General features: G+C 42.9%; 18 protein-coding genes. 13 read left to right on the top strand and 5 right to left on the bottom strand.

The window, feature by feature from the left end; translation table 11 throughout:
- Positions 1–23 precede the first annotated feature (23 nt).
- A complete protein-coding gene (locus ACYCS5_RS11120; RefSeq protein WP_459761060.1) occupies positions 24–626 on the top strand; it encodes a tyrosine-type recombinase/integrase in 603 nt (200 codons plus the stop codon).
- A gap of 256 nt (positions 627–882) precedes the next feature.
- On the opposite strand, the gene ACYCS5_RS11115 is transcribed toward ACYCS5_RS11120, so the two are convergent.
- The 4 genes from ACYCS5_RS11115 to ACYCS5_RS11100 are packed head-to-tail and all read right to left on the bottom strand — an operon-like array spanning position 883 to position 2,942.
- Entirely contained in the window at positions 883–1,377 is a 495-nt protein-coding gene (locus ACYCS5_RS11115) for an arsinothricin resistance N-acetyltransferase ArsN1 family A (protein ID WP_459761059.1), read from the bottom strand.
- 22 nt (positions 1,378–1,399) lie between these two features.
- Complete coding sequence (locus tag ACYCS5_RS11110; RefSeq protein WP_459761058.1) at positions 1,400–2,191, bottom strand: arsenite methyltransferase; 792 nt, start codon at positions 2,189–2,191, stop codon at positions 1,400–1,402.
- Positions 2,192–2,249: 58 nt separating this feature from the next.
- Positions 2,250–2,432, bottom strand: coding sequence for a hypothetical protein (locus tag ACYCS5_RS11105; protein WP_459761057.1), 183 nt, complete (start codon positions 2,430–2,432; stop codon positions 2,250–2,252).
- A gap of 60 nt (positions 2,433–2,492) precedes the next feature.
- The gene (locus tag ACYCS5_RS11100; protein WP_459761056.1) at positions 2,493–2,942 is read right to left on the bottom strand and encodes a MarR family winged helix-turn-helix transcriptional regulator; all 450 of its coding nucleotides are present in this window, start codon (positions 2,940–2,942) and stop codon (positions 2,493–2,495) included.
- Between the two features lie 131 nt (positions 2,943–3,073).
- Between ACYCS5_RS11100 and ACYCS5_RS11095 the strand changes: the two genes are divergently transcribed.
- From ACYCS5_RS11095 to ACYCS5_RS11065, 7 genes are all read left to right on the top strand, one after another.
- Positions 3,074–3,424, top strand: coding sequence for an ArsR/SmtB family transcription factor (locus ACYCS5_RS11095; RefSeq protein WP_134912418.1), 351 nt, complete (start codon positions 3,074–3,076; stop codon positions 3,422–3,424).
- Between the two features lie 144 nt (positions 3,425–3,568).
- Complete coding sequence (locus ACYCS5_RS11090) at positions 3,569–4,858, top strand: arsenic transporter (protein ID WP_459761055.1); 1,290 nt, start codon at positions 3,569–3,571, stop codon at positions 4,856–4,858.
- A 25-nt stretch (positions 4,859–4,883) separates the two neighbouring features.
- A complete protein-coding gene (gene arsC, locus ACYCS5_RS11085; RefSeq protein ID WP_459761054.1) occupies positions 4,884–5,303 on the top strand; it encodes an arsenate reductase (thioredoxin) in 420 nt (139 codons plus the stop codon).
- A gap of 68 nt (positions 5,304–5,371) precedes the next feature.
- Entirely contained in the window at positions 5,372–5,731 is a 360-nt protein-coding gene (gene arsD / locus ACYCS5_RS11080; protein ID WP_459761053.1) for an arsenite efflux transporter metallochaperone ArsD, read from the top strand.
- Between the two features lie 20 nt (positions 5,732–5,751).
- Entirely contained in the window at positions 5,752–7,533 is a 1,782-nt protein-coding gene (arsA, locus tag ACYCS5_RS11075) for an arsenical pump-driving ATPase (RefSeq protein ID WP_459761052.1), read from the top strand.
- Between the two features lie 17 nt (positions 7,534–7,550).
- Entirely contained in the window at positions 7,551–7,832 is a 282-nt protein-coding gene (locus tag ACYCS5_RS11070; protein ID WP_134912428.1) for a HesB/IscA family protein, read from the top strand.
- Positions 7,833–7,853: 21 nt separating this feature from the next.
- Positions 7,854–8,285, top strand: a complete 432-nt coding sequence (locus ACYCS5_RS11065) for a protein-tyrosine phosphatase family protein (RefSeq protein WP_459761308.1) — start codon at positions 7,854–7,856, stop codon at positions 8,283–8,285.
- A 118-nt stretch (positions 8,286–8,403) separates the two neighbouring features.
- Here the strand turns inward: ACYCS5_RS11065 and ACYCS5_RS11060 are convergent, their stop codons facing one another.
- Entirely contained in the window at positions 8,404–8,736 is a 333-nt protein-coding gene (locus ACYCS5_RS11060; RefSeq protein ID WP_459761051.1) for a hypothetical protein, read from the bottom strand.
- Between the two features lie 220 nt (positions 8,737–8,956).
- Between ACYCS5_RS11060 and ACYCS5_RS11055 the strand changes: the two genes are divergently transcribed.
- The 5 genes from ACYCS5_RS11055 (at position 8,957) to ACYCS5_RS11035 (ending at position 15,206) form a co-directional block, all read left to right on the top strand.
- Complete coding sequence (locus ACYCS5_RS11055) at positions 8,957–9,283, top strand: hypothetical protein (RefSeq protein WP_459761050.1); 327 nt, start codon at positions 8,957–8,959, stop codon at positions 9,281–9,283.
- A gap of 69 nt (positions 9,284–9,352) precedes the next feature.
- Complete coding sequence (locus tag ACYCS5_RS11050; protein WP_459761049.1) at positions 9,353–10,180, top strand: hypothetical protein; 828 nt, start codon at positions 9,353–9,355, stop codon at positions 10,178–10,180.
- Positions 10,181–10,526: 346 nt separating this feature from the next.
- Positions 10,527–11,354, top strand: coding sequence for a TnsA endonuclease C-terminal domain-containing protein (locus ACYCS5_RS11045; RefSeq protein ID WP_459761048.1), 828 nt, complete (start codon positions 10,527–10,529; stop codon positions 11,352–11,354).
- A complete protein-coding gene (locus ACYCS5_RS11040) occupies positions 11,347–13,566 on the top strand; it encodes a Mu transposase C-terminal domain-containing protein (protein WP_459761047.1) in 2,220 nt (739 codons plus the stop codon). Before ACYCS5_RS11045 ends, ACYCS5_RS11040 begins: the two co-directional genes overlap by 8 nt.
- Positions 13,563–15,206: an ATP-binding protein gene (locus ACYCS5_RS11035; protein WP_459761046.1), complete on the top strand. Its 1,644-nt coding sequence runs from the start codon at positions 13,563–13,565 to the stop codon at positions 15,204–15,206. Before ACYCS5_RS11040 ends, ACYCS5_RS11035 begins: the two co-directional genes overlap by 4 nt.

Genomic DNA, 15,206 nt, shown 5'->3' with positions numbered 1-15,206 from the left:
AACGACTGTCGCAAAGCAAGGAGTTGGCCAAGTATCTGCGGGGAGAACGGCCAGATTATGCCTATCTCAAAAGCCTGTTTCAGCATCTTCGGGCAGAGCTGGAGGTAGAGGTTCAAAAAATAGCGAAGAAGCTCCCCTATGTACCCACAGAAGAGGAGCTTAAGCGTTACTACAATGTGGTTTGGCAAGCGAAGAACTTTCAAGACATGATGATCGTCAAGACGCTGCTATATATAGGCGTTCGGGTAAGCGAGCTGATCAATATCAAATTACCCGATGTTGATTTCCACGACTACCAAATCCGGATTAATAAGGGCAAGGGTAGCAAGGATCGCATTGTCCCTTTCCCTCAATCGTTCAAGGAAATGCTGGCCATGCACGCCGATGATTCAATGAAAAAGAACCAGGCGGTTTACCTGTTCGAATCATCATGGAAGAAAAAATATACGGATCGGGGAATACGAAAGATATTAGCCAAATATTCGGAGGAAGCCGGTCTTGTACAAAATCTGTCGCCGCATAAGCTAAGACATTTCCTGTTGACCTGGCTTAAAAAGCAGGACGTCGATGACGCACTCATACAGCCTTATTCGGGTCACGATAGCCGTAAGTCGTTGAAAAGTTGAAAGTCTATTCCAAACTGGCAATCACCGATGACCAGCATAAGTACAATGAGGCCATAAATAAATTCCCCATTTAATTACCATTTACTTTGCGGGTGTGTCAGCTTCGCTGGTACTACCCCAATAAAGTTATATTCCTCGTTTACGAATGACCGCTAATTAAAATTATTACTGTTTGCTCCATTTTAGGTAACGCACAATGTTTTGTTAAAGAAAAGATAGCAAGACCTTTTTGAGCGGGTCTTGCTATCTTTATAGTCTAGAGCAATTTTTCCATAATCATAACGTCTATATATTGGCCGTCCATAACCCCTTGCTTTTCAAAAACGCCGACTTCACGGTAACCGATCTTCCGATAAAGCATCTGACCGTTTTCATTAAAGGGGAAAGTGAACAGGACGATCTTATAAAAATTGTTTTTCTTGGCCTCTTTCTCTAATTCCGAATGAAGCGCACTACCAACGCCTTTACTGCGGAAGGTTCGGTCTACGTAAATTGAAAGGTCTGCAACGCCATCATAAGCACAACGATGAGAATAGCGATTCAAAGAAGCCCAGCCAACCACGACCCCGTCGGATTCTGCGACCAAAATGGTATAACGATTTTGATGTTCTCTAAACCAGTCAACCATGTAGTCGAGGTCCTTGGCTTCCGCCTCTAGTGTAGCTATCCGATCTTCAATTCCTTGATTGTAAATGTCCAGAATACGGTTTAAATCCTCTGAGGTTGCTGTTCGAACGTTTAATATTGGCATACTGATCTCCCGCTCATAAACATTAGGCTTTCTTGGCTTTTATAACTGCGGAAACAATATAATCGTCCACGTTTGCGCCAGGCACCCAATCCTTGATGAATGATTTGGATTCATCTTTAGGTTCGATACTAATACTCGTAAATCCACTTTGTTGCAGCATGGATTTTACTTCTTCCAATGAGGAGGCGCCGGAAATACAGCCGGAATACAACTCATTTAGATCGTTTTTTATTTCAGGAGGAAGTTCTGTGGTTGTAATGATATCGGAAATCGCTAATCTGCCGCCAGATTGCAAAACACGAAAGGCTTCATTGAACACCTGCTGTTTATCCGGTGAAAGGTTAATCACGCAGTTGGAAATAATAACATTTACTTTACCATCCGCAACTGGTAGATGCTCGATTTCACCTAGACGAAAGTCGGTATTTGTGAAATTTCCTTTGACTGCGTTACTGCGGGCGCGGCTGATCATATCCGGAGTCATATCAACCCCGATGACCTTGCCAGTGTTCCCTACTTGGCGAGAAGCCAAAAAACAATCAAATCCGCCGCCGCTGCCCAGATCAAGAACAACTTCTCCTGCTTTCAGTTCTGCAATAGCTTGCGGGTTACCACAGCCAAGTCCGAGATTTGCTCCTTGAGGTACAGCTGTTAACTCCTCAGTCGAATAACCCATTTGCGATGAGAGGCTATCCGCATCTGACGGAGATCCACAGCAGCTGCCTGCTACGGGGGGGTTGACTTCCTTAACAGCAATCTGTTGGTAGTGGTTCCGTACATTTTGGCGGATTTGGTCATTTGTTAGTTTATTCATATCAAAACACTCCTTTAATTGGATGGGATAGGTGGATTGAACAGCTCTTATGTTTAAGTTAGCAGCAAGGCGCGCAGCAGATAGAGGTTTGCCCTGGATTGGGAAGAAAAAAGTCAAAAGACAACCGACGGCCTTTTTTAGGATTAGGATTTGACCATTTCCATACGGATTGAGATTGGTGCTGTTTTTCCAATTCGCGAGCTTTCATCAAGTATTCCGCAGCGTAAATGTTTTCGTACATTATTAGAACCTCCATATGATTGGATTTAAATTTGTAAAATGCAAGTATTGAAAGAGAGTATTATCCTGTTACCGGAAAACAACATTTGCTGGATTGGGCCATGGCATCGTTAAAAAGTTTCACAGATCGAATCACGGTTTCTTTTTCAAAATCAGTCAAATACGAAAAAACTTCGTTTAAGTATTCATTCATTTGTGCATCAATGGTGGTTGCTACATATTTACCTTCCACGGTGAGGGACAGGGTATAGACTCTACGATCGCTAGGGTCCGGCGTTTTCTCAACCAGATTGATCTTGGTCAAGCTCTGAACCTGTCTACTGAATGTTGTGATGTCTGTTCCAAGGGTTTCAGCAATTTGCTGCATGGAAGGTTTATGCTGACGGTCAATTTCATAAAGTATATGGCTTTGAACTGGTGAAATGTCGTGTCCACCCACGGTACAACAGTTTTTGTTTAGTAAGCCTAAACGGCGTGTCATGTTTTGAAATAACTCTCGTGTATTTTCCATGTATATTTCACCTCATGCCTTAGTTATACATTATATATTTGCAAAATGCAAGTAATATTCATTCTTGATTTTAGAATGGAGCTCAATTAGTATATAAGCATACATTTATATAATCGAAAGGGGGTTACACATTGGAGCAACTTGGTTATGTAGCCGATCATTTAAAGCTACTGGGGGATAAAACCCGCTTGGCCATGCTTTCCCTTCTAAGAGAAAGAGAATGGTGTGTTTGCGAATTTGTAGATATCTTCGATATGTCGCAGCCTGCCATTAGCCAACATTTGAGAAAATTAAAGTCGCAAGGGATCGTAAAAGAAGAAAGACGAAGTCAGTGGGTATACTATTCTTTAAACGTAGACGACAAGCCCCATATTCAAGCTGTGCTTGAGTGTATGCCAGATTCTAAGCAAATATTAAAATGGATGAATAAAGAGGAACCCATAGCATCTTGTGGACCGGATTCCCCAGCTTGCTCCTCCTAAAGGTTGTTCAGTTTATCTCCTTGCGGGGATAAATGTTTTCTTTATATAAGTACATGTTTATAAGGTGATAGGTGGAAAGGGAGGAAGTAGCAAAACGAGAAGATGGAGCACTAGGGATATCATGGGTAATGGAGGTTTTGATCATTGGTTTTGTTGGCATGCATTATATTTTTGGCTACTTTAGTGTTGGTGATCTGGCAGCCTAAAAATCTGTCTATCGGCTGGTCGGCCTGCGGCGGAGCAATACTCGCCTTGCTGGTGGGTGTAGTCGATTTGCATGATGTTTGGGAAGTTACTCAGATTGTCTGGAATGCGACACTGGCTTTTGTGGCCATCATTCTGATTTCGTTAGTGCTCGATAAAATCGGCTTCTTCGAATGGGCGGCGCTTCACATGGCACGAGCTGCGCGGGGAAGCGGGACTCGGATGTTTGTTTACGTGAGCATTCTTGGCGCCGTTGTTGCTGCTTTTTTTGCGAATGACGGAGCGGCCCTAATTTTGACACCGATTGTTCTAGCGATGGTTCGGGCACTGAAATTTAATGAGAAAATGGTTTTCCCTTTCATCATAGCGAGCGGATTTATTGCGGACACGACGTCGCTTCCACTTGTAGTCAGCAACCTGGTGAATATTGTATCAGCCGATTTTTTTGGGATCACCTTTATGGAATATGCGAGTCGCATGATCGTCCCTAATTTGTTTTCCTTAGCAGCTAGTATAGGGGTACTGTATCTTTTTTTCCGCAAAAGGATTCCAAAAACGTTTGATGCGGCACAATTAATAACGCCTGCAGAAGCGATTAAAGATCCAAAGATGTTCCGCATGTCCTGGATCGTTCTCGCAATTCTGCTGGTTGGCTACTTTGCATGCGAATTTTTTAACATTCCCGTTTCCGTGGTAGCCGGCATTATTGCAATCTTTTTCTTATTGATGGCGAGAAGAAGCCCTGCGGTACCCATGAAAGAAGTCATTAAGGGCGCTCCATGGGCTATCGTATTTTTCTCCATCGGGATGTATGTTGTGGTGTATGGCCTGCGTAATGCCGGTTTGACGGATCTTCTGGCTCATGTGATTCAAGCAGCTGCCGATCAAGGTATGTTTGTGGCTACCATGGGCATGGGTTTTATCGCTGCGGTTATCTCGTCAGTGATGAATAACATGCCTACGGTCATGATTGATGCACTTGCCATTGATGCCACTCATACAACCGGTATGGTCAAAGAGGCATTGATATATGCTAACGTGATTGGATCGGATCTGGGACCCAAAATAACTCCGATCGGTTCATTAGCCACATTGTTGTGGCTACATGTGCTCAGTTCAAAAAACGTGAAAATTTCTTGGGGAACTTATTTTAAAACAGGCATTGTTTTAACGATTCCTACACTTTTTATTACCCTGTTGGGCTTATATCTGTGGTTAGCTATTTCATAATTGAACATTAAAGGAGACGTTTATGATGGAAAAAAAGACAATTTACTTTTTGTGCACTGGTAATTCTTGTCGGAGTCAAATGGCAGAAGGATGGGCCAAAAAATACTTGGGAGACCGTTGGAATGTGTACAGTGCGGGCATTGAAGCGCATGGTCTTAATCCTAAAGCGGTGCAAGCAATGAATGAAGTAGGTATCAATATTTCTAGTCAAACTTCGGATATTATAGATCCAGTCTTGCTGAACAGCGCCGATTTAGTTGTGACCTTGTGCGGAGATGCTGCCGATAAATGTCCCATCACACCTCCACAAGTTCGCCGTGAGCATTGGGGATTTGATGATCCGGCCAAAGCAGAGGGAACGGAAGAAGAAAAGTGGGCCGTCTTCCAGCGGGTTCGTAATCAGGTGGGGGAACGCATTAAACAATTTGCGGAAACCGGCGAATAATAGAATGTCCAGCCGGGAGCCATCCCGGCTTATTTTCTAAAAAGAGTGCAAGGAAGGAGATCTTATGTATGAAATCTATTGAGATCTATGATCCAGCCATGTGCTGCTCCTCAGGCGTATGTGGGCCCGGTGTTGATCCTGAATTAATTCGCACGTCCTCAGTCGTTCATAACTTGCAGAAGCAAGAAGTGAGCGTATCTAGATATAATCTGGCCAGTGAGCCAGACGCCTTTGTATCGAACGTCATAGTCAGACAATTATTGACCGATGAAGGACCGAAGGTCCTACCTGTTATTGTTGTAGACGGACAAGTGGTTAAGAAGCAAAGCTATCCTACCAATGAAGAATGGGAGCAGTGGACAGGAATCGCTGTTTCTGAACTGACCGCCAAGCCCCGGATACGCCTGGAGATAAAGACGAAATTATAATAATGGAAAGAAGGGCTAATATGTCTATCCCGTTCGATCCACATACGATCTTGCGTACACCTTATCTATTCTTTACAGGAAAGGGGGGTGTCGGCAAGACGTCAACAGCTTGCGCAGCGGCAGTAGCACTGGCTGACTCTGGCAAACGTGTGTTACTTGTGAGCACCGACCCTGCCTCCAATTTGCAGGACGTTTTTGATATGAAGCTTTCCAATCATCCCGTCTCCATTGAGGGAGTGCCTCATCTGGATGTAGCCAATCTGGACCCTGAAACCGCTGCGGCAGAATATAAGGATAAGGTTATCAATCCTTACCGAGGCGTTCTGCCAGATGCAGTGATTCAAACCATGGAGGAGCAGCTATCTGGTGCCTGTACGGTGGAGATTGCTGCCTTTGATGAATTCACATCCTTGCTGACAAACAAAGAGGTAAGAGCTCAGTACGACCATATCCTGTTTGACACCGCACCTACGGGTCATACGCTGCGTCTGCTTCAATTGCCTTCGGCCTGGAGCGGGTTCCTGGAGGAGAGCACTCACGGCGCCTCGTGTCTTGGACCGCTGGCCGGTTTGGAGTCCAAGCAGGCTTTGTATGGGGATGCGGTTCAAACGCTGTCAGATGGAGAACAGACCACACTTATTTTGGTCACCCGTCCGGAAGCCTCTCCTTTAGTGGAAGCAGGACGTGCATCATCGGAACTCAGAGGAACGGGGATTGCGAATCAACTGCTCGTCATTAACGGCTTATTGACCCACTATTCCGTGGAAGATAGGGTAGCGGTAGCTTTCTATAACAGGCAGGCGCAGGCGCTAGAGCGAATGCCTAAAGAACTACAAGAGCTTCCGAGTTACTCCATCCCTCTTGCTCCGTTTAACGTGACTGGGATTGAGCATTTGCGAGAGTTTTTCCAATCGTCCCCTTCAGGTACGGCTGTTGCCGCTACGGCTTCCGCAGATCAGAAGCTTGCGATGGCCCCACTGGACATCTTAATTCAGGATCTGGAGGCAGATAACATCCGGGTCATCTTCACCATGGGCAAAGGGGGCGTAGGGAAGTCTACGGTCGCATCTGCCATTGCGGTTGGGCTGGCTGAACGGGGACACCGTGTCCATCTGAGCACGACAGATCCGGCCGCTCATTTGGAGTATGTTTTCGGTGAAGCCACTGAACGGATCTCGCTTAGCCGGGTAGATCCGAAGCTGGAACTGGAGAGATACCAGGCGCAGGTGATGAGCGAGAATGCGGATGCTCTGGATGAGGAAGGGATAGCCTTCCTGGAAGAGGATTTGCGTTCACCTTGTACAGAAGAAATTGCCATATTTCGGGCATTTGCTGATCTAGTAGAACGAGCCGAAGAAGAGATCGTAGTGATTGATACGGCTCCGACCGGACACACACTGTTACTGCTGGATGCGACAGAGGAGTATCACAAGGAAATCTCCCGTTCTTCCGGTGTCATTCCGGCCTCTGTGCAGCATCTGCTGCCCCGGCTGCGTGATCCCAAGGAGACGAGTGTCGTTATTGTAACGTTGGCGGAGGCAACGCCAGTGCATGAAGCGTCACGGTTGGAGAGCGATCTGGACCGGGCAGGGATTCCAGTCAAGTGGTGGACGATCAATCAAAGCTTGGCGGCTGCTGGAACGACAGATCCAGTCCTGAACGGACGGGCCCAAGCGGAGCTGGAATGGATTAACCGCGTGAACCACATGTCAGATGCACATGCCGTTATTATTCCCTGGGTACCCCATGAGATTACAGGATATGAACAGCTCAAAGCCCTCGGAGAAGCAAATTTGGAATAGATACCGGAGGTACTAGAATGACAATTACCGATGAAGCGAGAGAATTTATTGAAAAGATGATGAAGGAAGCTGGAGTGTCTACCTTGCGTATTGGATATGCCGGAGCAGGATGCTGTGGGCCCAGCTACCAGTTGTCCCTTGAGAAGCCACAAGAGAACGATGCGGTAAGTCTAGTCAATGAGGTCGAGGTGGCGGTTGACCCACAGGTGGCTGACCAGGTCAGTGGACTTACCCTTGGATACATTCAAGATGAGCAAGGTGCAGGACTAACGATGAGTGGCGGCAGCAGCTGCTGTTAAGCCGATAGGAGGACAACGATGATGGCGAATTATCATACGCTTGTTGAAAACAAAGTATATATTGGTGGAGAGAGTGCATTGGTCCAAGCACTTCAAGAGCAAGAGATCTCAGATGTTTTTGATCTGAGAGATAACGGCACAGAGGCAGAAGGATTTCCGGCAAAGGTAACGCGTCATCATTATCCGATTGTGGAAGATGAGACTGGCCAGGAGGCTTCTGTGCAAGCCGCTATTCAGGCTGTTAAAGAAGCGGTGAACAGCGGGAAGACCGTGTATTTCCATTGCGCCGGTGGACGGAATCGTACAGGAACCGTAGCAACTGGAGTGTTACTTGAGCTGGGTTTGGCTACCACAGTGGAAGAGGCGGAAGCCTTGGCCAAAGAAAAACGTCCGGATATCAATATCAAGCAAGAAATGCGTGATGTGTTGAAAGGTTTTTATCCATCCAAGTAATTTAATCGATACAGTACAGGGACAATTTCCTAAGGGAGATTGTCCTTATTTTCTTTCAAGAAGCATGTATTAATGCTATTTTTAGCATTCGAGATTTAATGACGGACCCAATAGGAAATTATCTCTTCAAACGTAATACTTGTTGTCTGACTTCCTTTTGCTGCGATCTACGTTGTTCTTCCATGTCGTCATGATGTTGTTTCCGCTCACGTTGACTCTTATTCTTAATGTGTTTAATGGCGTTACTGATTTCTAAATGATAGCCATCTGGATCAAGTTGTTTTTTCATCTTATCCTTTCCACAAGACTCTCCATCGTACCACGCTATTTGGAGTTGAAAAGCGACTTCGTCCGCAAGTGCTTCAGTTGGAAGCTCCATGATTAATGCTTCAGCGACCCCATCTCTTAACACCACACAGTATCTACTGTTATGAACGATTGAATAGTACAATCCGGAGTTCCTCCTTTTGGAATGTTGTTTTATCATACGCAAAACTCGGTTAAAAGACGAAACTCAGTGTGAAAGCTGACTCTACCTGAATGAAGTGTTGAGTACGTTTCTAAGGTGAAGTCTATTCAACATTATTGACATTAGGATATTTAGTTATGCAATGAATATAAAAAATCTTATTGTCAATAAATAAAGATATAAGCTAAAGGGAGGAATGATGATGGCCCTGATATCAGATTCTTTGAAAATGTATGATTTTGCTTCAGTGACACCTTTGGGTATCCAATATCAGCATCTTTATTACACGTGTTCCAAGGCCATACGAGAACGTTGGTTTGAGATTGCTCAAAGAGACGGGGGGTGGAATATTCGCATTCAATATACCCCAACTGACTTGAAGCATATTTACCTAGAAACGGATTCTGAAGAGCTTGAAGAATGCAGAATTGTTGTAAGAGAGTCATTGCAAGGTCTTAACTTGGATGAGTATGTACAGAGTGTCCAACTGATGAAACTAGCTAAGCAGATCATAAAAAATAACGAGTAGGGTCCCATTTTTTGTAGAGCAAGTAATTGATAACCGCAGATATGCATTTATACAAGGAGCGATGTACCAGTGTATTTAGATCAACTTGAGCGGTTTATTAAGGAGGGGAACTATAAAAATCTAAAACGGGGAGAAAAGAAGCTGGCGATATTACGTAATAGTGTGATGAATCATCAAGAGAGTCTAGGTTTGAAACGCATGGTATGGTTAGAGCAGAGAGTTGTCGGAACGTTTTGCTCGGTACATACCTATGAAGAAGACAAGAGAAATCTGTTCGATTTTTTGAATAGCTATGGATTGCTTCCTCTGGTTTTAAACATTTCATGGGACAAACTTCTACCCGAGGAACAAAAGAAGCTTGAACAGCCTTCAACTCTAAAACAGCCTTACTTACGTTTTTCACCTAAAAAATCATTATGGATCGATGCTGGGGAGTTAAGGGATTTTGAGACAGCCATTAAACAACTAGACATTGTACAGCTGATTGAGGAGTGGAAAAGAATCCGCCTCTTTTATGATCAGGAATTACAACGGTGGAATGCGTTGCGGAAAGGCACGGTACGAGAAATAAACAAGGGAATTCAACGAATAGAGCTTTCTTTTGGAAGTTTGAATGTAGTGATCCCAAGTCCGCAGCTTAAAGTCATCGATGCACTGGATCAATTAAGTGTGGATTCTTTAGTTTGTGCTGGACGTATTAATTACGAGCTAGTGATGGACTATGCTGCAAAAGGTTTCTTTAAAAAGTCTGAGATCGATCGGTTGCGTCAGTTAAAAAATATAACGAGTAAATATATACTGACCAAGCTGGAGAAAGACGAATGGATGCATGAATTTCTTCATAGAAAGCAACTTCGATTATCACAACTTAGTCAAGAAAGTTTATGGAAATCATAGACGACTGATAGCTTGCGGATATTCACGAATAATGAGGTCTGTTCTGTTGCAGGTGTTTTCAGTTACATTAATACAACATAAGAATGAAAGCAACCTAATTTAAGATAACTCTAACACGACATTATCTACAGCAGTGTTGTTTTTCAGAGAGATTGGGTGGTATAATCTCACCAAATACGCAACCTTTATAATTTACGCTATTTTGTCGAAAGTTATATTACTAAAAAGCTGGAGTAGTCCAGAAATCTCTCTAGAAAAATTAGATATCACACATCTAAAAGTCAGGCACCTTGTTTTTACAGTGGGGCTTTTTTTGCATTTACTACGAGGTGAATGGAGGGGCACTATGGCTCAAGCATATCCAATTCCCACCACGATAGAAAAATGGATAAAACAAGGTAAAGGTCAGGGCATGGGAAAACATTATGTACCTTGGTTTACAGCAAGGCAGGTACCTTCACAAGGACGGACGCATACCGCAAAAGGAATTAAATCAGGAAGAGAGCACTTACTTCTTTCGGATCTAGAATGGTATTACTTTTATTTATTGGAATGGTCTGATGTCATAGAAGGGTATCGTGAACAATATCCACTCTTGCCCATAGAAGAAACGATTCAGATTGCGGAAAACCTCGGTGTTGATCATCCCATTGATCCGCAGAAACGCGAGCTGAAGGTGATGACTACAGATTTTGTAATTGACCAGGAAGATAACCCTGTTGATGTTGTGAATATTAAACCAGCCAATAAGATTACATTACGTGAAGTGGAGAAGATGGAAATTGAAAGACAGTACTGGGAAGCACGGAATGTAGGATGGAGTTTAGTAACCAATAAAGATATCCCTGTGCCCTACGCAATGAATATTCAATACGTTCATAAAGCTCATAATCTAGCTCCGTACCATATTACAGATCAGCATGTAATGAAGGCTAGAGCGTTAATGGAACAAAGGATTACAGATCTATCTCACAAATTAACTGATATAACCGATCAAGTAGATGATGCGTTAGGACTAAAACCTGGAAACAGTCTAGTCATTGTAAGGCACTTGATTATGACTAAACAATGGAAAGTGAATATGAAGACAAGAATAGATCCTAATCGCCCCTTGGAGATAGTAGGTTTCAATTATGATAATTCCAGCCAACAAGGGGGAATGCGTCATGCATAATGAAATTTACGTAAATACAGTTTTGGTGGTATGGCAAGGTGAAACGGAAGAAGAAGAGGAAGAACGTGATGATCCTGATTTATACCGTGTCCTTTGGGTGCAGCGCAACGAAGACTTGGTGATTATGATCAATACGAAAGAAGAAAAGGGGTATAACCCGTATCCTGAAATGTTTTCATATTCTATGATTCAGGAAGAGATGAAGGCTGGCAATATAGAAAAGACGGTTATATCTATTCCTAGAATCCATTACCTGGAGCACCAACTGAGCCCTAAGGACAAACAAATCCGGAATCAAAGGTGGAGTTATTTGAACAGGTTAGTAAGTAAGGAGAATGTACCCCATATATTTTACAAACATGAACGTGGTTGTATTGTATCTAACTTGCATAAGCAAACAGGAATATCTAAAGTCCTGATCTGGCGCATTCTTAGAAGGTACTGGCAACGCGGGATGGTCGAAAATACATTACTGCCTGATTATGATCGCTGTGGTGGAAAGGGTAAGGAGCGTGCGGGTACAAATCAGAAGCTGGGCAGACCGAATATGCAAAGCCGGCTTGACGAGGATGTAGTGGGAATTAATGTTACGGATGAAGTCAAACATATTTTTAGAGTCTCCATTGCGAGATGGTATCATAAACGTGAAAAACGAACGTTTCAGGAAGTCTACGAACTCATGCTAGCCCGATTTTTTAATGATGGGTTTGAACTCATTGAAGGGAAACAGGTTCCCATCCTTAAACCTAGCCATGAAAGACCAACTCATCGTCAATTTCAATATTTTTACCAGAAAGAGAACAACCCCAAGGATATGATCTTAAACCGTGAAGGTAGAAGAAGATATAACATCAGATACAGAGCAGTAGAAGGTAGTTTAAAGCATCGCAATTTTGGGCCTGGTTCTGTATATCAGATCGATTCTACAGTCGCTGATATTTATGTGGTTAGTCGCATTAATCGAAAGTGGGTGATCGGCAGACCGGTGATATATATTGTATCTGATTCATTCAGTTCTTTGATTGCAGGAATATATGTGGGCTTAGAAGGTCCCAGTTGGGTTGGTGCGATGCTTGCTTTAGAGAATGCTGCTTCAGATAAAGCGGAGTACTGCAGGCGGTTTGGCATTGAACTTACAGAAGGAGAATGGCCGGCTATTGGATTACCAGAGATTTTATCAACAGATCGAGGAACGGAATATACCAGCCAGTATCCTAAGCATTTAAAAAGAACATTAAATGTAGAATTGGAAGCGTTACCTCCATATCGTCCCGATTGGAAACCGGTAGTAGAAAAAACCTTCGATTTAATTCAGGGAATGGCTATAAAATGGACTCCAGGTGCTGTTCTTGAACGAGAAAAAGAAAGAGGCGAATCCGACTATCGTTCTAAAGCTGTTCTTGATATTCATGAATTCGAAATGATCTTAATTGAGTGTGTGCGTTATCATAATAAACGTTTTTTACCTTCTTATGAGCGTTCCCAGCCGATGATTGAGGACGAAGTCAAAGCAACTCCTTTACATTTATGGAATTGGGGTGTTCGTAAGGGGCATGGTTCACTACGGTGGGCGACTAAAGAAGAACTTCGGATGAATCTCCTGCCTTCCCAAAAAGGACGTTATACTGCCAAAGGGATTCGTTTCGCGGGACATTCTTATACTTGCGTCACCGCCGAGACAGAATCTTGGAGGTTTCGGGCAAAGAATCAGGAAGTCATTGAGATTGAATATAGTTATGATCCAAGAGATATTTCTGTCATTTTTTTAAGACATGAAAATGGTCGCTTCGAAGAATGTTACCGATTGGACGATCAGTATGAACAAAAACAAACGTCGAATAACTATCGTTATGAAGAAGAAATAGACAAAAAAGCGTATGAAGAACGAGAATCCAGGGTGGGTCAAGATGAAAACATTCAGGAACGGATTATTCTTCGTACCAAAAATGCAGCCATTGTAGAAGAAGCTAAATTGAAAACAAACGAAGCTATGAAGGGAATAACCCCTCATGCAAGACTGAAGAATATGCGGGAAAATCGTTCAAATGATAAAGAACAGGAAAGACAGGAAAAGAGCTGGACAGATCGTAGTGGGGATACCAAAAGGAAGGGGGGCAATGTGATTCCTTTGCATGGTGCCTCCCACGACGTGCCTCACACAGATAAAAGTCGTTTACTTCAAAAGATTTTGGAGGAGGATGAAGAGGAGTGAACACCAGACATCCTTTTCGAGGAAGAGTTGAAGTCGCTGAATATCATGATACAGGGATACAGGATTATCAAGGACATCCGCTCATTGAATGTCTTCCTCCTATTTTAGAGGACGAGGAGGCAATCCGGATGATAAAGAACATCAGGAAATTCAACCCAGATGAACGGTTGTTGAGTCCGAGTAAAAGAAGACATTGTATCGAGCGTTTAAGAAGCTTTGTGGTACCGTTAAGCTATCATATTGATTTACAGCAGGATATTTCCGAACTGATTAGGCAAGGGTATGTATCACGAAATTTAAGAACGAATGATGATATTCGTCGCATGCGAAATGTGATGATGGGGTTTAAAAACGAGGCTATAGCTAATCTTGAGAAAAAAAGATTTTTTGTTCCTGCGGCTACCTCTTCCGGTATTGCTGTTATTGGTATTTCAGGTGCGGGCAAAACGACAGGAATCAATAGAGTCCTGAACTTGTATCCACAGATCATTATTCATCCTGAATATGAAGAAAAGCAACTCGTGTGGGTAAAAGTTGATTGTCCCGTCACTGGTACCGTTAAGCAACTTTGTCTTGGATTAATTAAAGAGATGGGTGACCTATTTGGCGAGGTACACTATGAAAATTATGCCCGATATCGAACGGATGAGTTAATTGTTTTGTTGGCTTCATTAGCGATGCGATATCATTTGGGCGTTCTGGTTATAGACGAAATACAATATTTAAATGAAGCAAGAAGTGGTGGCGCAGCGCTGATGTTAAATTTTTTTAATACACTAATTAATACGATTGGAGTCCCGGTTGTTTTAATAGGTACGCCAAAAGCCAAAGATATTTTTGCAAAGGAATTCAGAAACACCAAGCGAGTGACCAATCAGGGCAGCATTTATTGGGATCGACTTCAAATGGACAGTACAGACTGGACTATTTTTTTGTCGCAACTATGGAAACATCAATGGACACAGATTGAAGTGGAACTAACAGAAGAATTCAATAGGATTATGTATGAAGAAAGTCAGGGAATTCCAGACGTTGCCGTGAAGATATATATTGAGTCTCAAAAGAAAGCGATTGAAGAGGGAGAAAAATTAACTCCTTCCATCATAAGTTCTGTGGCACAGAAGCAATTTAAAATATTACAGCCCGCACTTAATGCTCTGCGAAGTGGAAAAAAGAGAGAGTTGGTTAAATTTCTGGATATATTCCTTAGTGATTCCCCGAAACGAGTAATATCATTGTCGGACAAAAAAGAATTTGAGAAACAATTTTCTATGGATTTGGATACGCTTCTTTCTGAGCAAGAGGAAGAGAATGATTTAGATGAAATTGTAACATGGTTAATGGATGCCGGTATCACAGAAGATGTGGCTAGAAAAGTAGCAGAGAAAAGTAAATGCGAAGATAAAGACAAGTGGAGAGCTGCTTCGTTTCAGGAGGCGATATTACCTACGAAAAATGAGCAAAACGATAAAGTTAATGCTGTTCGGCCTCAAAAAAGAGAAAAAAAACAAGTGCGACAAGTAGGTCTGGTCTCAGTCCTAAACAAGCACAAAAAGAAAAAAGCCACTAGTACCAGTTATGATATTTTAAAAGAAGCGGGTTATATTCAAGATCCATTCAATTTTTTGAAATTGGAGTGA

The sequence above is a fragment of the Paenibacillus sp. SEL3 genome (genome assembly GCF_054602585.1).
The sequence above is the reverse complement of the archived record's forward strand: the minus strand, read 5'-3'. Positions and strand labels throughout refer to the sequence as shown.

Bases quoted from the DNA above. Each gene is read 5' to 3' on its own strand.
- ACYCS5_RS11115 (WP_459761059.1), bottom strand. From the start codon at position 1,377: ATGCCAATATTAAACGTTCGAACAGCAACCTCAGAGGATTTAAACCGT.
- ACYCS5_RS11110 (WP_459761058.1), bottom strand. From the start codon at position 2,191: ATGAATAAACTAACAAATGACCAAATCCGCCAAAATGTACGGAACCAC.
- ACYCS5_RS11105 (WP_459761057.1), bottom strand. From the start codon at position 2,432: ATGTACGAAAACATTTACGCTGCGGAATACTTGATGAAAGCTCGCGAA.
- ACYCS5_RS11100 (WP_459761056.1), bottom strand. From the start codon at position 2,942: ATGGAAAATACACGAGAGTTATTTCAAAACATGACACGCCGTTTAGGC.
- arsC (WP_459761054.1), top strand. From the start codon at position 4,884: ATGGAAAAAAAGACAATTTACTTTTTGTGCACTGGTAATTCTTGTCGG.
- arsD (WP_459761053.1), top strand. From the start codon at position 5,372: ATGAAATCTATTGAGATCTATGATCCAGCCATGTGCTGCTCCTCAGGC.
- arsA (WP_459761052.1), top strand. From the start codon at position 5,752: ATGTCTATCCCGTTCGATCCACATACGATCTTGCGTACACCTTATCTA.
- ACYCS5_RS11070 (WP_134912428.1), top strand. From the start codon at position 7,551: ATGACAATTACCGATGAAGCGAGAGAATTTATTGAAAAGATGATGAAG.
- ACYCS5_RS11065 (WP_459761308.1), top strand. From the start codon at position 7,854: ATGGCGAATTATCATACGCTTGTTGAAAACAAAGTATATATTGGTGGA.
- ACYCS5_RS11055 (WP_459761050.1), top strand. From the start codon at position 8,957: ATGGCCCTGATATCAGATTCTTTGAAAATGTATGATTTTGCTTCAGTG.
- ACYCS5_RS11045 (WP_459761048.1), top strand. From the start codon at position 10,527: ATGGCTCAAGCATATCCAATTCCCACCACGATAGAAAAATGGATAAAA.
- ACYCS5_RS11040 (WP_459761047.1), top strand. From the start codon at position 11,347: ATGCATAATGAAATTTACGTAAATACAGTTTTGGTGGTATGGCAAGGT.